A 20411-nucleotide genomic window follows, 5' to 3' on the forward strand; every position below is an offset into this window, starting at 1 on the left:
CCCCACGTCGTCCCGGGTGGACCGCGGCCGGCGTCGCCCGCCTACCGCTTCACGAGGTTGCGCAGCGCCGAGAGCAGCGACCGGTGGCTGACCTCGGCGTAGATCTTCTTGTCCGGTCCGTACAGGACGACGTACGGGCACTGCTGGTCGTCCCCGCCCATGGTCTTGTCCAGCAGCCTGCGGCCGGTCGCCACCTCGTACACCCGCAGGCGGTAGGTGGCCTTCAGCAGCGTCAGCGTGTCCGGCTTCGGGTCGTCGTAGCGGCACTTGCGGATCGTCGCGCCGGTGCTGGTGCGATCCAGGCAGGCGACCATCTGCACGATCTTCGGGTCCTCCGACGCCCAGGTCCGCTCCACCCGCTTCGACAGGCCCTCGTCGTAGTAGTAGACCTGGTCATGGCGGCGGCCCGTGCCCATGTCGGTGCCGACGAGCAGCGCCACCGGGTGCGGCGCCGCTCCGGTGCGCTTCGGCGACTGCGGAAAGTAGAGGACCCCGTCGCACACGTCGTCGAGGTCGGAGATCTGCGCCGCCGGGAAGTCGCTCGGCTGCGGCCCGCGCGTCGAGGGCTCCGCGCTCGCCGTCGCACCCGGCGCAGGCGTCGTGCCGGGCGACCGCCAGGGCGCCACCGGCGGCGCGACCGGCTCCGGCTCGGCCGCCTGGCGCTCGGAGGACCGCAGCAGGAACGCGCCGCCGATCAGGCCCGAGCACGCCACCAGCAGCAACACGCTCAGCGCCGCGACGGCGACGACCAGACCGCGGTTGCGGCCCGACGACGGCGGGCCGGGCGGCGGGTACGGCCCGAACGGCGTGCCCGGCGCGGCCGGCCCGTACGGCGCACCCGCCGCGGGTGGTCCGTAACCCGTGCCGGGCGGCTCGTGACCCGGCCCGGTGACGGGCGGTGGTGGCGGGCCGGGATCGGCCGGCGGCATCCAGGCGGTGTCTGCCCGCGGTTCCCCGTTCCCCGTCGCTCCCTGATCGGATCCGGCCCCCGTGTCGGACATGCGCATTCCCCCGTCGAACCCGTGCGGAGCGCGCAATTTATCAGGATCGGTGTCCCGGAGGTGCCCCGTACGAGATGGTTGTGTTACCCAGGTGGCGCCGCCACCTGCGCCCGGCCACCTGACCGCCGGGGGCGGCGACCCGGGCCGGGTCGCCGGGCGTGGCAGGATCGGCGGGTGCAGATCGGGTTGCTCGGGCCGTTCCAGGTCACCACGGACGCCGGTGTCCCGGCCGACGTGCCGGGCGCGCGGCTGCGCGGGCTGCTGGCCGCCCTCGCGCTCCAGCCCGGCCGGGTGGTCCCGAAGTCAGCGCTCGTCGACTGGATCTGGGGCGAGCAGCCGCCCGCCGACGCCGCGAACGCGCTGCAACGCCTGGTGTCCCGGCTGCGCAAGGCGCTGCCGGCGGGCGCCGTCGACGGGCTGCCGGACGGCTACCGGCTCGCCGTCGAGCCCGACGCCGTCGACGCCGTACGGTTCGAACGTCTCGTCCGCCGGGCCCGCGACGGCGATGGGCCGCAGCGGGTACGGCTGCTGCGCGAGGCGCTGGGCCTGTGGCGCGGCGACGCGCTGCGCGACGTCGGCCTGCCCGACAGCCCGGCGCTCGACGCGGCGGCCACCCGGCTGGAACGGCTGCGCCTGACCGCGACGGAGGACCGGTACGACGCGGAGATCGGGCTCGGCCGGGAGGCCGATCTGATCCCGGAGCTGACCGACCTGGCGGCCGCCCATCCGGTGCGCGAACGGCTCGCCATGTCGCTGATGCGCGCGCTCGTCGCGGCCGGCCGGGACACCGAGGCGCTGCTGGTCTACCAGCGCACCGCCGACGCGCTCGCCGACGCGCTGGGCGCCGATCCGTCCCCGGAGCTGTCGGCGCTGCACGTCGCCCTGCTGCGCGGCGAGACGGTACGCCGGGAGGACACCCGCCGGACCAACCTGCGCGCCGAGCTGACCAGCTTCGTCGGGCGGGACGCCGACCTCGCCGCGGTCGGCGCGCTGGTGACCGGGCACCGGCTCACCACGCTCACCGGCCCGGGCGGCTCCGGCAAGACTAGGCTGGCCACCGAGACCGGGCGCCGGCTGACCGGCGACCTGCCGGACGGCGTGTGGCTGGTGGAGTTCGCCGCCGTCAGCGCCGACGGGGACGTGGCGCAGGCGGCGATCTCCGGGCTCGGCCTGCGGGACGCGCTGCTCGGCGACGCGGGCAGCGCGGAACCGGTCGACCGGCTGGTCGCGGCGATCCGGGACCGGGAGATGCTGCTGATCCTGGACAACTGCGAACACGTCGTCGAGGCGGCGGCGGCGCTGGCGCACCGGCTGCTCGGCGAGTGCCGGCGGCTGCGGATCCTGGCCACCAGCCGGGAACCGCTCGGTATCACCGGGGAGACGCTGTGGCCGGTCGCGCCGCTGGGCCTGCCAGGCGGCGACGCCCCGATCGCCGAGGTCGAGTCGTCGCCCGCCGTCCGCCTGCTGCGGGACCGGGCCGTCGCGGTACGCCGGGACATCGCGTCCGACGCCCGTACCGCGACGACGATGGCGCGGATCTGCCGCGCGCTCGACGGCATGCCGCTGGCGATCGAGCTGGCCGCGGCGCGGCTGCGCGCCATGTCCGTCGACCAGCTCGCCACCCGGCTCGACGACCGGTTCCGGCTGCTCACCGGCGGCAGCCGGACCGCCCTGCCCCGGCACCGGACGCTGCGCGCGATGGTCGACTGGAGCTGGGAACTGCTCAGCGACGCCGAACGCGCGGCGCTGCGCCGGCTGTCGGTGTTCTCCGGCGGGGCGAGCCTGGACGCGGCCGAGCGGGTCTGCGCCGGCGGCGCCGTCGCGCCGGGCGACGTGCTCGACCTGCTCACCGCGCTGACCGAGAAGTCGCTGCTGGTCGCCGCCGGCGACGTCGCGCCGCGCTACCGCATGCTCGGCACGATCAAGGAGTACGCCGCGCAGCGGCTCGCCGAGGCGGGGGAGGAGGACACCGCGCGCCGCGCGCACCTGGCGTACTTCACCGCGCTGGCCGAGACCGCCGAGCCGCGGCTGCGCCGCGCCGACCAGCTCACCTGGCTCGCCCGGCTGGAAGCCGAGCACGACAACATCACCGCCGCGATGCGCGGTGCGCTCGCCGCGGGTGAAGGACCCGAGGCGATGCGGCTCGCGGCCGGCGCGGGCTGGTACTGGTGGCTCGGCGGCCACCGCACCGAGGGCATGGAACTGATCGCCGCGGCCACCGAGGCGCCCGGCGACGTGCCCGACCACATCCGCGCCGTGGTGTACGGGCTCGTGGTGCTGTTCCTCAGCTCAGGGCCGGGCGACGCGCAGCACGCGGCCGAGTGGATCCACAAGGCGTACCGGTTGAGCGGGGAGGGCCGCGGCGGTCACCCGGAGCTGGCCCTCGTCGTGCCGATGGAGCGGATGCTGCGGGAACCGGACGCGCTGCTGCCCGCCTGGGAGTCGCTGCTCGACCACGACGACCCGTGGGTACGCGCGCTGGCCCGGCTGCACCTGGGCAAGCTGCGGGTCATCCTCGGCATCGAGGCGGCGCAGGCGGAGGCGTGCCTGCGGCAGGCGCTCGCCGAGTTCCGGGCGGTCGGCGAGCGCTTCGGAATCTCGTTCGCGCTCAGCGAGCTGGCCGAGCTGATCGCCGTACGCGGTGACGTCGCCGCCGCCTGCGACTACTACGAGCAGGCCGTCACGGCGGTCACCGAGGTCGGCGCCGTCGAGGACGTGATCCGGATGCGGGCGCGGCTGGCCTGGCTGTACCGGCTGGGCGGCGACGGGACGGCGAGCGCCGCCGCGCTGGCCGAGGCGCACCGGCTCGCCGCCGGGGTCGCCTGGCCGGGCGCCCTGGCCGAACTGGCGCTGGTCCGGGCGTACCTGGCCCGCCACGACGGTGACGCGGACGAGGCGTACGCGCAGCTGCGGTCGGTGTCGGCGCTGCTCGGCGACGAGGCGGACCTGGCCAGTGTCCGGGCGGGCATTCAGGATCTGCTGGGCTACCTGACCGACGACGCCGAGCTGTCGCGTACCCATCGGGCGGCGGCGTGCCGGGCGGCGCGCGAGGGTGGCTACGCGCCGCTGACCGCGCAGGTGCTCGTCGGTGTCGCGGACCTGGCGTTGCGGCTGGACCGGCCGGACCAGGCGGCGCGGCTGCTCGGCGCCGCCACCGCGGTACGCGGCCAGCCCGACCGCACCCACCCCGACGTGCCCCGGATCGAGGCGGCGGCGCGCGACCGCCTCGGCGACGCGGGGTTCGCCGAGGCGGTCGCACAGGGCCGGGAGACCGGCTGGGAGGGGCTGGTCGAGGTCACGCTCGCTTCGTGAACGTGGACCGCGCCCACAGGTAGCCGACCACCGCGATGCCGGCGCACCAGGCGAGCGCGGGGATCACGTCGCCGGTCGACGGCGCGCCCTCGAGCAGGCCGCGCAGGGTCTCGATGATCGGCGTGAACGGCTGGTACTCGGCGAACTGCCGCAGGCCCGGCCCCATCTTGTCGGCGGGCACGATCGCGCTGCTGAAGAACGGCAGCAGGACCAGCGGCACGGAGGCCATGCCCGCCGACTCCGGCGACTTGGCGAACAGGCCCAGCGCGACGGTGAACCAGCTGACCGCGACGCTGAGCAGCACCACCACGCCGGCCACACCGAGCCAGTGCAGGGGCTCGGCGGCCGGGCGGAAGCCGAGCAGGAACGCCACCCCGACCAGGGCCGCGACCGCGAGGACGTTCGTCAGCACGGTGGCGACGACGTGGCCGGTCAGCACCGCGCCCCGGGAGACGTGCATGACCTTGAACCGGTTGATGATGCCCTTTGTCATGTCGGAGTTCACCGACGTCGCGGTGCCGCCGAGGCCGTAGCAGACCGCCAGCAGCATCAGGCCCGGCGTCGCGTAGTCGACGTAGTCGACGCCGACGGAGAACGCGTCGCCGAGCATGTACACGAACATCAGCATCACGATGATCGGCATCAGCACCGCGTTGAACACCGAGGTCGGGTTGCGGCGCAGGTGCGTCAGGTTGCGGCGCAGCATGACGACCGAGTGGTTCCTGCTCATTTGGCGGCCACCTCCGTGGTACGGCCCGTCAGGGCCAGGAAGACGTCGTCGAGGTCGGGGGTCTGCACGGACAGGTCGTCGGCGCTGATCGCGTGCGCGTCGAGCCGGTCGAGCAGGGCGCGCAGCGCCGTAGTTCCGCCGTCGGTGGGCACGCGCAGCGCCAGCGCCTCCTCGTCGCGTACCGCCTCGGGCAGCACCAGCGCCGCCGCGTCGAGTTCGGCGCCGGTGCCGAACCGCAACCGCACGTGCGTGCCGGGGATCCGGCGCTTCAGCTCCTCCGGCGTGCCCTGGGCGACCAGCCGGCCCTGGTCGAGCACCGCGATCCGGTCGGCGAGGCGGTCGGCCTCGTCGAGGTACTGGGTGGTGAGGAAGACCGTCACGCCGCCGGCCACCAGTTCCCTGATGATCGACCACATGGTGCGCCGGCTGCGCGGGTCCAGCCCGGTCGTCGGCTCGTCCAGGAAGATGATCCGCGGCTCGCCGACCAGCGTCATCGCCAGGTCCAGCTTGCGGCGCATGCCCCCGGAGTACGTCGACACCAGCTTGTCGGCGGCCTCGACCAGGTCGAACCGTTCCAGCAGCTCGGCGACGACCCGCTTGCCGGTCACGCGGTTGCGCGGACCGAGGTCGACCATCAGTTGCAGGTTCTCCCGCCCGGTGAGCAGTTCGTCCACCGCCGCGAACTGCCCGGTCACGCCGATCGCCGCGCGGACCGCCTGGGCCTCGGTGGCCACGTCGTGCCCGGCGACCCGCACCGACCCGGCGTCGGCGCGGATCAGGGTGGTCAGGATGTTGACCGTCGTCGTCTTGCCGGCCCCGTTCGGGCCGAGCAGGGAGAAGATCGTCCCGGCGGGGACGTCCAGGTCGATGCCGTCGAGCACCACCCGGTCCTTGTACGCCTTGCGCAGCCCGGAGACCGCTATCGCTGAACTCGTCATGCGACCACCATGGGCGGCCGTACCGCCACCGCCCTGACACGGCGCTGACACGGCCGCTGACAGCTTGTCGGTGGGCCGGCGTACGGTCCGGCCGTGGATCGGGAGACGTTCTGGGACATCGTGGAGCGGGCGCGTCGCGCCGCGGGCCGCGAGACGGTCACCGCCGAGGGAGCCGACGCGGTGGCCCGGCACCTGGTCGCGGAGCTGTCGGTGCGGAGCCCGGCGGCGATCGTGAGCTTCGCGCAGGCGTACGACGACGTGACGTCGGAGGGGTGGCGCTGGGACCTGTGGGCGGCCGCCTATCTGATGCGCGGCGGCTGCTCGGACGACGGCTTCGACTACTTCCGCGGCTGGCTGGTGGCGCAGGGGCGGGCGGTCTGGGAGCGGGCCGTCGCCGATCCCGACTCCCTCGCCGACGCCGGTGTCGACCCGGACGACGACGCGGTCGAGTGCGAGGCGGTGCTGAGCGCGGCGGGCGACGCGTACGCCGTGGCGACCGGCGCCGGCACCGACGCGTTCTGGGAGGCGCTCGACGCCGCCGACCGCGCTGCTCCCGCCCAGCCGGCCGCCCCGGCCGACCCCGCCGGTGAGGACTTCGACTTCGACGACGACGAGCAGATGCACGCCCGCCTGCCGCGCCTGGCGGCGATCCACCGGCCGCGGGAATGAGGCCGGCGCGGCCGAATCGGCTGGCCTCGGCGCGCCCGGTCGGCGAGCATGGCGGCATGGCCGGGGGAACGTCCACCACCAGGTTGCCGCTTCAGGGCGGGCTGCCGCCGTCCGGCGCGGTGACCGGGCCGGTGGTGGAGATCGCCTGCGACGAGTCCGGTTTCTCCGGCACCAACCTGCTCGACCCGGCCACCCCGGTGATCGTCCACGCCGGCGTCGACCTGAGCCGCGACGAGGCGGCCGAGCTGATCCGTACGCTGCGGTCCGGGTTCCGGTTCTCGCCCGACGAGGTCAAGTCCCGGCAGTTCCTGCGCCGCCGCGAAGCCGCCGAGGCGGTGCGGTGGTTCCTGTCGGCGCTGCGCGGCCGGGCGCACGTGCACCTGGTCGACAAGGAGTTCTTCCTCGCCACCCGGGTCGTCGACCTGCTGCTGGCCGAACCGTCGTACGCGGCGGGCACCCGGCTGTCCGGTGACCGGCGTCCGGCCGCGGCGGCGCTGCACCGGGCCGGGCGGACGGCCGGGCCCGGCTGGACGGCCTTCCTCGCCGCCGTGGTCGAGATGCTGCGCACCAAGCGGCGGGACCGGGCGGACGACCGGAGCGTCGAGCGGTTCTTCGCGGCGCGGGACGCGCTGCGGCGCCACGTCGGCGACGCGCAGGCCGGCGCGGTCCTCGACGCGCTCGACCCGGCCCGGGTGGCAGCCGTGCAGGCCCGGTTGTACGAGGGTGACCGGACGATCCCGCCGCCGCTGGAGCCGCTGCTGCCGGCGCTGGCCGAGACCGTCCTGCACTGGAGCGCCGGCGGGCGGCGGGTGCTGGTGATCCACGACGAGCAGAGCGCGCTCACCGAGGACCGGCTCCGCCGCCTCCAGGCGGCACTGGCCGCGGGCGACCCGGCCGGCCCGTCACCGCTGGCCGGGCTGGTGATGACCGACTCGCGCGACGACCCGCGCGTGCAGGCCGCCGACCTGCTCGCCGGGGTGGCCCGCCGGATGTCCGGCACCCCCGGCGACGGCCCGCTGCGCCCGCTGCTGTCCCCGGGCCTCGCGCACGACCCGAACGCCGTCGCCGCGACGGCGGAACAGGAGCCGGCGTGATCCTCGACGACGTGACGCCTCGCCCCGGACTGCACTGCGAGACCACCACGCTCGGCGTGCTGACCCGGCACGCGGGCCTGGACCTCTCCGAGCCGATGCTGTTCGGCCTCGGCGAAGGGCTCGGCTTCGTCTACTGGGACGCCAGGAGCATGGACGTGCCGTTCCTCGGCGGGCGCACCAAGCCGCTGTGCGTGACCCGGGCCGCCGCCGGCCGCCTCGGCCTGGACCTGCGCGTCCGGGAGACGACGTCGGCGGCCAGGGCGTGGCGCGACGTCACCGACGCGCTGGACGCCGGGCAGCCGGTCGGCCTGCAACTCGACTCGTACCACCTGGACTACTTCACCACCAGGGTCCACTTCGGCGGGCACACCGTCGCGATGTACGGCTACGACGACACCCACGCCCACCTGGTCGACACCGCCCAGCAGGGCGGCGCGGTGACCACCACGCTGGACAGCCTGGCCCGGGCCCGCGCCGCGCGTGGGCCGATGACCGCGCGCCACCTGTCGTACACGCTCACCGTTCCCGGCGGCCCGCCGGATCTGGACGCCGCCGTCCGCGCGGCGGTACGCGCCAACGCCGGGGCGTTCCTCGACCCGCCGATCGCCAACCTCGGCCACCGGGGGATCGCCACCGCCGCCGCCCGGGTGACCCGCTGGCTGGACCGCGCCGCCGACCCGGCCCGCGACCTGCCGCTCGCCGCGACGCTGATGGAACGCGGCGGCACCGGCGGCGCACTGTTCCGCACCATGTACCGGGACTTCCTCGCCGAGGCCGCCACCGTCACCGGCGACGAGCGGGTGCGCCGGGCACAGCTGAGGTACGCCGACATCGCGCCGCTGTGGACCGCCGTCGCCGGCCACATCGCCACCGCCGGGCGGACCGGCGACGCCACCCACCTGACCCGCGCGTCGACGGTCCTGGCCGACCTGGCCGTCCGCGAACGCGAGGCGATGACAGTGCTGGCGGCGGTCGACGCGCGGTAGGCGTCAGCTCAGCTGCTCGGCCAGCGCCACGATGACGCCCGCCGGGCCACGCAGGTAGCAGAGCCGGTAGACGTCCCCGTAGTCCGCCACCTCACCGATCAGCTCACCGCCGTGGGCCCGCAGCCGGGCCACCGTGCCGTCGACGTCGTCCACGGCGAACATGACCGACCGCAGGCCGAGCGTGTTCGGCGGCGCGTCCGGCGGGGCGGCGGCGACGAGTGCCGGCGCCCGGAACCGCGTCAGTTCGAGCTTGCCGTGGCCGTCCGGCGTCCGCATCATCGCGATGTCGACCCGGACGCCGTCGATGCCGTTGACCCGGTCCACCCACTGCCCCTCGACCGGCATCTCGCCCTCCACCTCCATCCCGAGTTCGGTGAAGAAGGCGATCGCGGCCGGCAGGTCGTCCACCACGACGCTGACGTGGTCCATCCGCTGAAGCGTCACGCCCCGAGCATAGGGCGACGCCCGGCCCGGTCAGCTCATGTCGAGCGTGTACGCGGCTTCCCGCACGTCGGCGTCCGGGTGACGGCGCAACCCGGTCAGCAGCTCACGCCACGGCGTCTTCCAGCCGAACTCCGAGCCCTGCCCGACGAGCGTCACCGCGAACAGCCCGCCGGCCAGGTCGCCGCGCCCGGCGAGGTGGGCCACCGTGTCGGCGAGGGCCGCCGGATCGGGCCGCCACCGCATGGTGAGCAGACGATCGTCGACGCGTTGCGCGGTGCGCACGGCGACCACGGGCCGGCCGGCGCAGAGCGCGGCGACCTCGTCCAGGTCGTCGAGGCGGCCGAGGTCGACGAGCAGCCCGGTGGCCGTACCCAGGAAGGAGTCCTGGCCGGCGAGCCACCGCGCCGCCTCGACCAGCCCGGCCCGGTCGGCGCCGGCGGGTCGGCTGTCGGACCACAGTGCCGCGCCCTCCGCGAGCGACTCGACGCGCCGCCGGGCCGGCCGGTCGGTCACCGGGCCGCCCGGGTCGCCGTCGGCGGCGTCCCGCTCCACCAGCCGGGTCAGCGCGGCCCGGAACGCCGCGTCGCCACCGGCCCGCAGCAGGTTCGCCACCCCGATTCCGGGCGTCGTCTCGTCCGGGTCGGTGAGCCGGTCCACGACCAGTTCGGTGACGCCGGTCAGCCACGGCGACCACTCGCCGAGCGCGTCGAACGCGGCGCGGCGGACCTCCCGGTCGTCGGCCCGGCACGCCGTCGCGATCAGGTCGGCGTAGGCGCGGCGGTGGCGTTCCGAGATCCCCGACGGGTACGCGCCGAGCACCGCCCGCCGCTCCTCCCGGCTGGCGTGCACCGCCGCCCGCAGCACGGCCCAGGTCGCTTCGGTGCCCAGCCGCTGCCGGGCGGCGGAGACGATCGCCGCGCGCACGTCGCGGTGCGTGCCCGGACCGGCGTACGCCTCACCGAGCGTCGCCGTCGCGTCCACGTGCGCGTAGCGGGCCAGCAGCCGGGCGGCCTCCTTGCGGCTGGTGACCTTCGTGGCGCCGGTGAGCACCCCGCCCAGCAGCTCGGCCAGGCGGGCCGGCGGGACGTGGCGGGCGGCCCGTCCGGCGGCGTACAGCGCGACGCGCGCCCGTTCGCCGTCGGCGTACCGCAGCAGCAGCGGGAACGCCTCGTCCGGCCGGTCGGTCCAGACCAGCGCACCGAGCGCCGCCTCGGCGACCGGCACCTCGGACGCGTCGACGTGGCGCAGCACCAGCTCGCGCCCGGCCGGACCGGCGCCGGCGGCGGCCCGGATCGCCGCCGCCCGCTGCCACACCCGGTGCCCGGAGTCGGCGACGACGCGGGCCTGGAGCGCCACGTAGCGTTCCTGCTGGCGGGGCAGCCACCGCTGCGCCCGCGGCGCCGGGCCGGGCACCCACCGCTTCCCGTTCTCCACGAACCGGCCGCGCGGCGGGCGGTCCAGCACCCGGTCCAGCAGGTCGGTGCGGGAGGTGCAGACGATCGTCCACACCTCGTGCAGCGCCACCGCCGACGCGTCGACGTTCAGCACCTCGGCGACGCGCCGCGAGCGGGTACGCGGGTCGTCGAGCCAGAGGCCGACCGCGGTACGAGCCACCGCGGGCAGGGGGTCCGGCCCGATCGCCCGGCGCAGCAGGTCCTGCAGCTCCGGCAGCCGCCAGGCCCGCCGGCCGAGCGCGTGGGTGAGCGCGAACAGCAGCCCGTACCGGCCGCGTGCCATACCGGCCTCGATCCGGCCGCGCAGCCGGTCGAACACCACCCTCTCCTGGCCGTGCCGCAGCACCGTGTCGAGCCGGCGCAGCACCGGCACGTTCGCGTCGCTGCTCACCGCGTCGATCGTGCGCAGTGCCCACTCGGCCAGCTCCGGCACGTCCACGTGGAGCGTGAGGACGTCGACGGCGAGCCGGCTCAACGCCGTGGTGGTGGTCGCCGAGGTGTCCCGCGCGTCGACCGCGTCGGTGGTGAGCCCGGTCAGCCCGCCCGCGCTCATGGCGGTGAGCAGCGGCGCCACAGTGGCCAGCGCGGTGAGCGCGGCGGCGCGTACCGGGTCCTGCTCGTTGCGCAGCCGGCCGAGGCGGACCACCACCTGGGCCACCGTGCGCGGGTCGCGGGAGCGCCGCGCGGCCGCCACCAGCAGCCGCCAGCCGTCCGCGCGTTCCTCCGCGTCGCCCGAGCGCAGCGCCGCGCTCGCCGACGCGGACGCCTGCGGCCACGGCAGGTACGCGCTCCAGAACCGCACCTGCTCCGCCCGCCCGCGCACGGCCGGGAGGGTCAGCACACGGGCCGCCTCGCGTGCCCGTACCGCCGCCGGCAGCATCTCCATCACCGCGGTGCCGGGTAGGAGCGCCGTGGTGTCGGTGTCGGCCAGCGCCCCGTCGTACAGCTCGGCGCGGCGGCTCGGCGCCACGGCGCGCAGCAACGCGGCGAGCGCCCGGTCGTGGTCCCGCAGCCGGGCGGCGAGCGGGATCAGCTCACCCGTGGGCAGCGTGGCGACGCGGCCCAGCAGCGCGCGGGGCGGCACGATCCGGGCCAGCCAGGCCGCGCGGCCGGGCGACGTGAGCAGGCGTACGACCCGGCGCGCGTCGTGTGCGGCGAGCCGCCCGTACGCGACGAGCGGGCCGGGCAGCGACTCCTCGGGCGCGTACGCGTCGAGCAGGTCCAGCGCCCGCGCCGGATCACCGCCCAGCACCGCTCCGGCGGCCTCCGCCCAGATCCGCCCGCGCGTCTCGGGCGGGGCCGCGGCGAGCCGTTCACCGGTGCGCGCCAGCACGATGTCGCTGTGCGTCCGCATCAGCCGTTCCGGGTTCAGCGCGTGTTCCAGGTCGGGCAGCCACGCCCGTACCGTCTCGGGGCCGCAGGCCGGCAGCAACGCGGCGGCCTCGTGGTCACCGAACCGCTCGCGTACCCCGATGATCAGTGCGTCGGCGACTGCCGGCGCCGGGTTGCGGCGCAGCGCCCGGTAGACGCGCCGCCGCGCGTTCGCCGGCCGGTCGGTCAGGTCGGCGGGCGTCACGCCGGCCCGCACGGCGGCGGTCAGCGCGGTGGCGGCGATCGCGGGCTCCGGGTCGTACGTCGCGGCCAGGACCGCCGCGGTGTCCCGGGTGGCCAGCGCGGCGGTCAGCGCGAGACGCCGCTCGTAGCTGCCGCGCCGGCGCAGGTCGGCGCAGACCTGCGCACGGTCGGTCGCGGTGCGTGCCCACGCCACGAGGCGCCGCGTCCGATCTTGGTGGGACAGCGGGTCGAGGGCGGTCAGCAGATCGCGGGTGGGGGTGAGCACGGCGCTCATTGTGCCGGTGTGCGGGCGGGTGCTGCTGCCCCGTCGCACTTATTCTGCAATTCCTAGAGAAATTGTAGACTTTCAGCGTTCTCTCAGCCGACCGGGATTGACATTAATCGGACCGTCGGGGATATTCCTAGCGGCGCGTCGGGGCGCGGGGCGGAGCAGGCGAAGTCTGCGGACTTCACCTGCGTGACGTGCGGAAAGGTGTTCGTGCTGCCCCTGCTCCGCGGGGTCCGGATGAGGTTGGGAAATGATTAATCGGGCCGTCGAATTCGCCAAGCACAATTCGCCGAATTCTCTGCGCGTCAAGGCCCGGCGGGCGCAGATGGAAGCGCGCAACGCCCGCATGCGACTCACCGTTCCGGTAGTGGCACGTAGCGAGTTCGACAACATCTTCCACTGCACCGTCCGCAAGACCGGCAGTCAGTGGATCAAGGCGTTGTTCAGCGACCCGGCCGTCTACCGCCACTGCGGGATGCTGCCCTACGACCCGCGCTTCTACGCCGGCGGGGCGACCGCGCCGGTGCCGGCCGGCCGCATCGGCCTGGCGATCTTCCTCTCCCACAAGCGGTTCGAGGCGGTGCCCAAGGCCGGCAGTTACCGCGCGTTCTTCGTGATCCGCGACCCGCGCGACGTGGTCGTCTCCAGCTACTTCTCGCTGCGCAACTCGCACGCCCCGATGGGCGACATCCCGCAGGCACGCAAGGCCCTCCAGGAACTGCCGAAGAAGGAGGGCATGCTCTACGTCATCGACCGTCTGCGCGACAAGAAGCAGTTCGGGCAGATGCGCTCCTGGGCGGCCGCGCCGGCCGACGAGACGTTCCGGCTGTTCCGCTACGAGGACCTGACCGGCGAACGGCAGGCCGACGAGGTCGACCAGCTCATGCGGCACTGCGGCATCACGCTGCCGCCGGCCGAGCTGGAGGCGCTGCTGGCGCGCTACAGCTTCACCAAGATGAAGAAGTCCAAGGAGACCCCCGGACGGATCTCCCACTACCGCAAGGGCGCGTCCGGCGACTGGCGCAACCACTTCGACGACGACATCTACGCCGCGTACACGAAGGCGGCCGGTGACCTCGCCGAGATCCTCGGCTACCCCGCCCGCGACGAGACCCCCGCCCGCTGACGATCGCCGTATGCTCCTGCCGTGGAGCTGCGGTTCACCACGCGGGCGTCCGACTCGGCCTGGATCGACACCGTGTGGACCTGCACCAGCGAGCGGGTCGACGAGATGACCTCGGTGGCGACGCCGTGCTGGGGACTCGTGTTCTGGCAGCGCGACGGGCGCTCGTACGCGGCCGTCTCCGGCCCCGAGACCGCTACCGGCACGGCGCCGGTGCCCGAGGGCGCCACGTTCGTCGGCATCGAGTTCGCGGTGGGCACCTCGCTGCGGCTCGTACCCACGCCCGAGCTGGTGGACGGCGGCGCCGAGCTGCCCGACGTGGGCCGCCGGACGTTCCGGCTCGACGGCGGCCGGTGGGCCACGCCCGGCCCGGACGACGCCGAGGCCCTGGTGGAGCGGCTGGTTCGCGCCGGTGTGGTGGTCCGCGACCCGCTCGTCACCGAGACGTTGCGCGGCGGCCGCCCACCGGCGTCACCGCGTACCCTCGAACGCCGGTTCCGGGCGGCGACCGGGCTGACCCGGGGCGCGGTGCGGCAGATCGACCGCGCGCGCCGCGCCGCCGTGCTGCTGGCCGCCGGCGGCCCGCCCGCCGACGCGGTCACCACCTTCGGGTACGTGGACGAACCGCACCTGGCCCGCGCGCTGCGCCGGTACGTCGGGCGGACGGCCGGTGAGTTGCGCGCGGGCGCCGGTGGGGCGATCGCGCTGGACCCGGCTCAGCGGGTCACGTCGTAGATGAGCTTGACGACGCCGTTGGGGTAGGCGGCGCAGTCGCGCAGCCGCAGCGTCTGCCGGTCCCGGTCCGCCTGGCTGAACAGGCTCTTGCCGGCGCCGAGCAGCACCGGGAAGACGAGCAGGTGGTACCTGTCGATCAGGTTCGCCTCGGCGAGACGGCGGGCGAGTTCGGCGCTGCCGTGGATGAAGATGTCGCCGCCGTCGCCCTGCTTGAGCGCGGCCACGTCGGCGGTGCCGCGCAGGATCGTCAGCGGCCCCCAGCCGTCGATCAGCGCGTCCTCGGGCAGGCTTGACGACACCACGTACTTCGGCAGGTCCCGGTAGGCGGCGTGGTCCTCGGAGTCGCGCCAGGTCGGCGCGAACGCCTCGTAGCTGCGCCGCCCGAACATCAGCGCCGCGGTCTGTGCCAGCTCCTCGCCCTTGAGCGAGAACGCCTCGGGCAGGAACTCGATGTCCTTGACGACCCAGCCGCCGCTGCGGTGGTCCTCGCCCGGGCCGCCGCCGGGGGAGTCCACCACGCCGTCGAGCGACATGAATCCGGTGTAGACGAGATCACGCATGCGGCAATGCTAGGAACGGCCGCCACCTGCCGTCTTGTACGGAACCGACACGCCTCAGCAGCCGCACGTCGCGCCGGCCGGGGCGGTGAGGCCGTCGGCGGGACGCCGGACCAGCCCCGCCTCGGTGCGTACCGGGAAGCCCTCCCGCACCCAGTACTCGTACCCGCCGATCATCTCCTTGACCGGACGGCCGAGCCGGGCGAACTCCCGCGCCGCGCGGGTGGCGCCGTTGCAGCCCGGCCCCCAGCAGTACGTGACCACAGTGGCGTCCGCCGGGATCAGCTCGCCCGCCCGGCCGGCGATCTCCGCGGTGGGCAGGTGCACGGCGCCGGGGATGTGCCCCTGCCGCCACGCCGGGAGGGAGCGCGAGTCGACCACGACCAGGCCGGTCACGCCCGCCTCCAGGTCGGCGTGCACGTCGCTGACGTCGGCCTCGAAGGCGAGCCGGGCCGAGAAGTGGGCGAGGGCGTCGGCGGGGCGGGCGGCGGGGATGCGCAGGACGTTCGACATGGCACCCATCGTGGTGGCCGCCGTCCGGCCGCTCCAGTGGCGCGAGCGACGCCGATCGCTAAGATCCCGCCATGAACCGCGCCACCGTGGCGGTGCTCGCGTACCAGGGCATGTCGGTGTTCGAGACCGGCATCGTCACCGAGGTCTTCGGCCTGCCCCGCCCGGAGTTCGACGTGCCCTGGTACGAGCTGACCGTCTGCGCGGAGACCCCCGGCGCGGTGCGGCTGGTCGGCGGCGCCACCCTGCACACCGGCCACGGCCTCGACACGTTCGCCGCCGCCGGCACGCTGATCGTGCCCGGCGTCGCCGACGTACACGCCGACCCGTCACCGGCGCTCACCGGCGCGCTCCGGACGGCCCACCGGCGCGGCGCCCGGATCGTGTCGATCTGCTCGGGCGCGTTCGCCCTGGCCGGCGCGGGACTGCTCGACGGCCGGCAGGCCACCACCCACTGGCGGTACGCCGACCTGCTCGCCCGGCGCCACCCGGCGGTACGCGTGGACCCGGACGTGCTCTACGTCGACGACGGGGACATCCTCACCAGCGCCGGCAGCGCTGCCGGTCTCGACCTCTGCGTCCACCTGGTACGCCGCGACCACGGCCCGACGATCGCCAACGCGGTCGCCCGCCGGCTGGTCGTACCGCCGCACCGCGAGGGCGGCCAGGCGCAGTTCATCGAGGCGCCGGTGCCCGGCGACCCGGAGGACGACCGGCTCGCCGCGAGCATGTCCTGGGCGCTGGCGAACCTGAACACCCCGATCACCGTCGACCGGCTGGCGCGGCGGGCGCACATGTCGGCCCGTACCTACCTGCGGCACTTCGCGCGGGCCACCGGCACCAGCCCGATCCGCTGGCTGATCGAGCGGCGCGTCCAGGCCAGCCTGCCGCTGCTGGAGACGACCACCGCGCCGATCGAGGAGGTCGCCGCGGCTGTGGGGTTCGAGACGGCGGTGACGTTCCGGCACCACTTCGCCGCCGCGATGCGGACCTCGCCGTCGGCGTACCGCCGGGCCTTCACCGGGGCGTCAGGCGGTGCTCACGCGCCGGGCAGCGGGACGACGTAGGAGTCGACGCGGGCGATGAGGCCGTCCCGGAACGTGAACAGGTCGTTGAAGGCGAACCGGAACGGCCCGTGCTCGACGCTGACTCCCCGGCCCTCGCCGGTCACCACGACGACAGGCCCGTCCTCGTGCACGCGCTCGACGTCGAGCCGCGGGCTGCCGGTGAACGCCGGGTTCTCGATCTCGCCGTCGAACTCCGCGCGGCCCCGGGTGGTGCGGTGGCCGTGGATGACCCACTCGACGTCGTCGGTGAGCGTGGCGAGGATGCGTTCGTGGTCGCTCGCCCGGAAGCCGTCGAAGTATTCGGCGACCAGGTCACGCTGGGTTGCTCGGGTCACTGCTGTCTCCATCGTCGTGGTGTCGGAGGTGGGCGGCGAGGGCGTCGAGGATCGAGGCGAGCCCGTCGGCCGCCTGGTCGGTGCGCAACTCGGGCGGGAGCTTGCGCTGGTGCACAGTGAGGTCGGTGCCGTACCCGGCGGGCCGCAGCGTGACTGTGGTGCGCAGGCCGGTGACCGGCTCGTCGAACACCAGCTCACGCGGCTCGTCGACGCTCACGTAGACGAACCGCAGCCGTCCGGTCCGGCCGTCCGGGGCGCGGGTGTCGAGCGCGAACTCGCCGCCCGGGCGCAGGTCGACGGTCACCGAGCCTGGCGGCACCGAGGCGTGCGAGCCGCCCCAGAACGCGGCGATGCCGGACGGTGAGGTGAAGGCCTCCCACACCCGGTCCGGTCCGGCGGGCAGGTGGCGGCGCGCGATCAGTTCGTCGCCGTGCCGTTCGGTGACCGCCCTCACCGGGTCGCCTCCGGCTCGGCGAGGTGCGTCTCCAACGCGTCGAGGCGGTCGTCCCAGGCGCGGCGCTGCTCGTCGATCCACGTACTCAGCCGGGCGAGCCGGTCGACGCGCAGCCGGCACGGTCGCCGCGTGCCCTCTCGTCGCTGCTCGACCAGGCCGCACCGGCGCAGCACGCCGACGTGGTGGGAGATGGCCTGCGGCGTCAGGTCGAACGGCTCACCCAGCTCGCCCACGGTGGCCTCACCCCGGGCGAGGCGGGTCACCAGGGCGCGGCGGACCGGGTCACCGAGGGCGGCGAAGGCGAGGTCGAGGTCCGGATCGGAGCGCATGCCCTCACGCTATCGCAAACACACCTTTGCGCAAACAACCGTTTGTAGAGAGCTTGTGGGCGGGTGCCAGACGGGGCCGGTGGCACCCGTGACGTTCCACCGACCGCCACACGGCCCGCTGAACGCCCGCCCGACCTGCCGGAACCCGGCAGCGGGGCCGGGCGTTGGGGGAGTGGCGGTGCTGTTTCGGGTGACGCCGCATCGGGAACGTCGTCGGGACGGGGCACGGGACGGAGGTCGACGTGAGGACACCGAGTCGCCTTAGGCGGATGCTTGGCGTACCCCTGCTCGTCGCCACGCTGCTGGCCGGCGCCTGCGGCGACGGCGGCGGGAACGACGGCGGCGGCGCGAACACGACCTCGACGCCGGCCGCGGGCCCGACGGCCGCCACACCGTCGGCGTCACAGTCGCGCGGCGGGCCCGTGACGATCCCGACGTCCGCCTTCGTCGACCTGCCGCCGGAACTGCGCAAGACCGCCGCCCAGCCGACCGACGTCGCAGACGCGCTGCCCGAGCTGTGCGACAAGGAGTTCCGCAGCGGCGGGCGGTCGGTCACCGCGAGCGCCGCGATGATGAGCACCTACAAGCAGCCGAAGGATCCGCCGGAGAACGTCCCCTACGGCACGCTGCACCAGACCGTCTTCGCGTTCGAGGGCACCGGCGCCGCCGACTACCTGCGCCGGGTGCGCGGGGCGGTGGCGGACTGCCGGTCGTTCCCGGCCACGGGCGGCACCGTCACCGTCGCGTCTCGACCGATGGCCGGGACGGGGGACGAGGCCCTGCTGGTCACGGTGAGCCGGCCCGCGACCGGCCTGGACGGCAGCCCGGCCCAGGGGCGGAGCACCAGCCAGATCCTCGTGATCCGGGTCGCCGACGCGGTGACGGTCGTGCATGACCAGGGCTGGGAGGGCACCAGCATCGACCCCGGCCTGGCCGACGACATCGCCCGGGCCGCGGTCCGCGGCCTCGACTCCTGGCAGCGCTAGCAGCAGTGGCCGCGCCGCCGGCACGGTCACGACACGGCGGTACGCACCAGCTCGGTGAGCTTCTTCTCCACCTCCGGGCTCCACCGCACCAGCGCGAACGACGCCGGCCACATGTCGCCGTCGTCGAGGTTCGCCGCCTCCTGGAAGCCCGCCGTCGAGTAGCGGTACTTGAACTTCCCCGCGTCCTGGAAGAACACGACGATCTTGCCGGCGGCGTTCGCGTACGCGGGCATGCCGTACCAGGTCTTCGGCGCCAGCTCCGGCGCGGCGGACGTGATCGTCATGTGCACCCGCTCGGCCAGCTCGCGGTCCTCCGGCGCCATCTGCGCGATCCGGTCGAGCAGCGCCTGGAGGTCGTCGGCCTTCTTCGCGCCCTTCTTGCCCTCGGCGCGCAGCTCGGCCGCACGCTCCTTCATCGCGGCGCGCTCGGCGGCGCTGAACCCGTCGGACATCTCGATCCCCCTCGTGACTCGCGGTCCGCGTGGTGCCGACCGCCTGACGACAACGCTATGGCGCGGCGGTGACGGCGCGCTTCTCGATTCCTGATCACCTGCCGGGGCCACGGCGACCCGGCGCGGCACCTACCATCGCCGCCATGGCAACCCGGCTCGTACAGATCAACATGAAGGCCCACGACGAGGTGGCGCTCGGCGGCTTCTGGGCGAAGGTGCTCGGCTGGGGGATCTCCAGCGAGGCCCCCGGCGTGACGAACCTCGAACCCGCGGACCTCACCTACCCGGACCCCCGCGCCCTCTACGTCGACCTCGTCGTCTCCACCGAGCCCAAAACGGCGAAGAACCGCGTTCACGTCGACCTCGCGACCACCTCGGCCGCGCACCACGCGGAGCTGGTCGCGCGCCTGACCGCGCTCGGCGCGACCCCCGCCGACGTGGGCCAGGGCGACGTGCCATGGACGGTCCTGGCGGACCCGGAGGGCAACGAGTTCTGCGTACGGGAGCCGAACCCGCGGCACGCGGACACCGGGCCGATCGCCGAAGTGGTGGTCGACTGCGCCGACCCGCGCGCCATGGCCGGCTTCTGGAGCCGGGCCACCGACTGGACCGTGCACGAGGTGACCGACCGGCAGGCGGTGCTGCGCTCCGCCCAGGGCGTCGGGCCGTACCTGCGGTTCGCCCGCACCGCCGACGCGAAGACCGGGTGGAACCGCGTCCACCTCGACGTCCGCCCGTACGCGTCGGACGACCTGGACGCCGAGACCGCGCGCCTGCGGTCCCTCGGCGCCACCGACGCGGACCTGGGCGGGGCCGACATCCCGTGGCGGGTGCTGGTCGACCCGGAGGGCAACGAGTTCTGCGTCCTCACCCCGGCCTGACCCACCGGCGGCGCCGAGCGGGCGACCACCCGCCCGGCGCCCGCCCCCCACGGATTTCGCCTGCTGCCTATGCTTCGGCGATGGGTGCCGCGACCACCGAGACCGAGGCCGAGGCGCTGCTGGCCGTCCTGGAGCGCAACCGGCGGACCTTCGCCTGGAAGACCGACGGGCTCGACGAGGCGGGCCTGCGCGCCGTCACCGCCGCCAGCACCATGACGCTCGGTGGCCTGATCGCGCACATGGCCCTGGTCGAGGCGGACTGGCCGGGCCGTCGTCGTTCACCTGGCCGGACGGCCGCACCCCCACCGTCCGCGCGATGCTCCTCGACATGATCGAGGAGTACGCCCGGCACACCGGGCACGCGGACCTGCTCCGCGAGGCGGTCGACGGGCGGGTGGGCGAGGGTGCGCCACCGGACCTCACGTTCTGATCCCGGGTGACGTCGTCGCGGGCCGATGAGTTTGACACGGTGCGGCGGTCAACCCGTCGAACCCACTGCGAAGGAGCACCG

General features: G+C 74.7%; 22 protein-coding genes. 11 read left to right on the forward strand and 11 right to left on the reverse strand.

The annotated features are described in order from the left end of the window. Positions 1 to 41: 41 nt before the first annotated feature. A complete protein-coding gene (locus CLT75_RS01535) occupies positions 42 to 929 on the reverse strand; it encodes a hypothetical protein (protein WP_486485027.1) in 888 nt (295 codons plus the stop codon). 246 nt (positions 930 to 1175) lie between these two features. On the opposite strand from CLT75_RS01535, the gene CLT75_RS01540 reads away from it, so the two are divergent. Beyond that, positions 1176 to 4313: a BTAD domain-containing putative transcriptional regulator gene (locus CLT75_RS01540; protein WP_135239129.1), complete on the forward strand. Its 3138-nt coding sequence runs from the start codon at positions 1176 to 1178 to the stop codon at positions 4311 to 4313. Here the strand turns inward: CLT75_RS01540 and CLT75_RS01545 are convergent. Further along, on the reverse strand, positions 4297 to 5043 hold the full coding sequence (locus tag CLT75_RS01545; protein ID WP_135239130.1) for an ABC transporter permease: 747 nt from the start codon (positions 5041 to 5043) through the stop codon (positions 4297 to 4299). The two genes, CLT75_RS01540 and CLT75_RS01545, sit on opposite strands and share 17 nt — an antisense overlap. Beyond that, positions 5040 to 5981 (reverse strand): ATP-binding cassette domain-containing protein, encoded by a 942-nt coding sequence (locus CLT75_RS01550; protein WP_135239131.1) that lies wholly within the window; start codon positions 5979 to 5981, stop codon positions 5040 to 5042. The genes CLT75_RS01545 and CLT75_RS01550 overlap by 4 nt, the downstream gene beginning before the upstream one ends. Before the next feature lie 93 nt (positions 5982 to 6074). Between CLT75_RS01550 and CLT75_RS01555 the strand changes: the two genes are divergently transcribed. The 3 genes from CLT75_RS01555 to CLT75_RS01565 are packed head-to-tail and all read left to right on the forward strand — an operon-like array spanning position 6075 to position 8730. Further along, entirely contained in the window at positions 6075 to 6650 is a 576-nt protein-coding gene (locus CLT75_RS01555; RefSeq protein WP_135239132.1) for a DUF4240 domain-containing protein, read from the forward strand. Positions 6651 to 6706: 56 nt separating this feature from the next. Continuing rightward, on the forward strand, positions 6707 to 7744 hold the full coding sequence (locus tag CLT75_RS01560) for a DUF3800 domain-containing protein (protein WP_135239133.1): 1038 nt from the start codon (positions 6707 to 6709) through the stop codon (positions 7742 to 7744). After that, complete coding sequence (locus CLT75_RS01565; protein ID WP_135239134.1) at positions 7741 to 8730, forward strand: BtrH N-terminal domain-containing protein; 990 nt, start codon at positions 7741 to 7743, stop codon at positions 8728 to 8730. The genes CLT75_RS01560 and CLT75_RS01565 overlap by 4 nt, the downstream gene beginning before the upstream one ends. A 3-nt stretch (positions 8731 to 8733) precedes the next feature. Here the strand turns inward: CLT75_RS01565 and CLT75_RS01570 are convergent, their stop codons facing one another. Beyond that, the gene (locus tag CLT75_RS01570; RefSeq protein WP_135243874.1) at positions 8734 to 9159 is read right to left on the reverse strand and encodes a VOC family protein; all 426 of its coding nucleotides are present in this window, start codon (positions 9157 to 9159) and stop codon (positions 8734 to 8736) included. Positions 9160 to 9204: 45 nt separating this feature from the next. Next, the gene (locus CLT75_RS01575) at positions 9205 to 12477 is read right to left on the reverse strand and encodes a hypothetical protein (RefSeq protein ID WP_135239135.1); all 3273 of its coding nucleotides are present in this window, start codon (positions 12475 to 12477) and stop codon (positions 9205 to 9207) included. 244 nt (positions 12478 to 12721) lie between these two features. On the opposite strand from CLT75_RS01575, the gene CLT75_RS01580 reads away from it, so the two are divergent. After that, on the forward strand, positions 12722 to 13597 hold the full coding sequence (locus tag CLT75_RS01580) for a sulfotransferase domain-containing protein (protein ID WP_135239136.1): 876 nt from the start codon (positions 12722 to 12724) through the stop codon (positions 13595 to 13597). 21 nt (positions 13598 to 13618) lie between these two features. Then, on the forward strand, positions 13619 to 14329 hold the full coding sequence (locus tag CLT75_RS01585) for a helix-turn-helix domain-containing protein (protein WP_135239137.1): 711 nt from the start codon (positions 13619 to 13621) through the stop codon (positions 14327 to 14329). On the opposite strand, the gene CLT75_RS01590 is transcribed toward CLT75_RS01585, so the two are convergent. After that, positions 14311 to 14889: a dihydrofolate reductase family protein gene (locus CLT75_RS01590; RefSeq protein WP_135239138.1), complete on the reverse strand. Its 579-nt coding sequence runs from the start codon at positions 14887 to 14889 to the stop codon at positions 14311 to 14313. The genes CLT75_RS01585 and CLT75_RS01590 overlap by 19 nt on opposite strands. Before the next feature lie 54 nt (positions 14890 to 14943). Next, positions 14944 to 15408, reverse strand: a complete 465-nt coding sequence (locus CLT75_RS01595) for a rhodanese-like domain-containing protein (protein ID WP_135239139.1) — start codon at positions 15406 to 15408, stop codon at positions 14944 to 14946. A 62-nt stretch (positions 15409 to 15470) separates the two neighbouring features. Between CLT75_RS01595 and ftrA the strand changes: the two genes are divergently transcribed. Further along, positions 15471 to 16463: a transcriptional regulator FtrA gene (gene ftrA / locus CLT75_RS01600; RefSeq protein ID WP_135239140.1), complete on the forward strand. Its 993-nt coding sequence runs from the start codon at positions 15471 to 15473 to the stop codon at positions 16461 to 16463. Here ftrA and CLT75_RS01605 read toward each other — a convergent pair. Genes CLT75_RS01605 through CLT75_RS01615 form a run of 3 tightly spaced genes read right to left on the reverse strand, consistent with a single transcriptional unit; the run spans position 16436 to position 17581 of the window. Further along, positions 16436 to 16798: a nuclear transport factor 2 family protein gene (locus CLT75_RS01605; protein WP_135239141.1), complete on the reverse strand. Its 363-nt coding sequence runs from the start codon at positions 16796 to 16798 to the stop codon at positions 16436 to 16438. The two genes, ftrA and CLT75_RS01605, sit on opposite strands and share 28 nt — an antisense overlap. Continuing rightward, the gene (locus tag CLT75_RS01610) at positions 16776 to 17252 is read right to left on the reverse strand and encodes an SRPBCC family protein (RefSeq protein ID WP_135239142.1); all 477 of its coding nucleotides are present in this window, start codon (positions 17250 to 17252) and stop codon (positions 16776 to 16778) included. The genes CLT75_RS01605 and CLT75_RS01610 overlap by 23 nt, the downstream gene beginning before the upstream one ends. After that, positions 17249 to 17581, reverse strand: coding sequence for a metalloregulator ArsR/SmtB family transcription factor (locus tag CLT75_RS01615; RefSeq protein WP_135239143.1), 333 nt, complete (start codon positions 17579 to 17581; stop codon positions 17249 to 17251). Before CLT75_RS01615 ends, CLT75_RS01610 begins: the two co-directional genes overlap by 4 nt. 269 nt (positions 17582 to 17850) lie before the next feature. On the opposite strand from CLT75_RS01615, the gene CLT75_RS01620 reads away from it, so the two are divergent. After that, positions 17851 to 18567, forward strand: coding sequence for a hypothetical protein (locus CLT75_RS01620; RefSeq protein ID WP_135239144.1), 717 nt, complete (start codon positions 17851 to 17853; stop codon positions 18565 to 18567). Between the two features lie 26 nt (positions 18568 to 18593). On the opposite strand, the gene CLT75_RS01625 is transcribed toward CLT75_RS01620, so the two are convergent. After that, complete coding sequence (locus CLT75_RS01625; protein WP_135239145.1) at positions 18594 to 19019, reverse strand: hypothetical protein; 426 nt, start codon at positions 19017 to 19019, stop codon at positions 18594 to 18596. A 143-nt stretch (positions 19020 to 19162) separates the two neighbouring features. Here CLT75_RS01625 and CLT75_RS01630 point away from each other — a divergent pair, with 143 nt between their 5' ends. The 3 genes from CLT75_RS01630 to CLT75_RS32970 all read left to right on the forward strand — a co-directional run bounded on the left by CLT75_RS01630 (position 19163) and on the right by CLT75_RS32970 (position 20330). Continuing rightward, positions 19163 to 19900, forward strand: coding sequence for a VOC family protein (locus CLT75_RS01630; protein WP_135239146.1), 738 nt, complete (start codon positions 19163 to 19165; stop codon positions 19898 to 19900). 80 nt (positions 19901 to 19980) lie between these two features. After that, positions 19981 to 20232: a DinB family protein gene (locus tag CLT75_RS01635; RefSeq protein WP_486485028.1), complete on the forward strand. Its 252-nt coding sequence runs from the start codon at positions 19981 to 19983 to the stop codon at positions 20230 to 20232. After that, positions 20217 to 20330 carry a mycothiol transferase gene (locus CLT75_RS32970; protein WP_486485029.1) on the forward strand — a complete coding sequence of 38 codons (114 nt, stop codon included), beginning with the start codon at positions 20217 to 20219 and terminating at the stop codon, positions 20328 to 20330. The genes CLT75_RS01635 and CLT75_RS32970 overlap by 16 nt, the downstream gene beginning before the upstream one ends. Positions 20331 to 20411 lie beyond the last annotated feature (81 nt).

The sequence above is a fragment of the Micromonospora sp. CNZ285 genome, assembly GCF_004637285.1.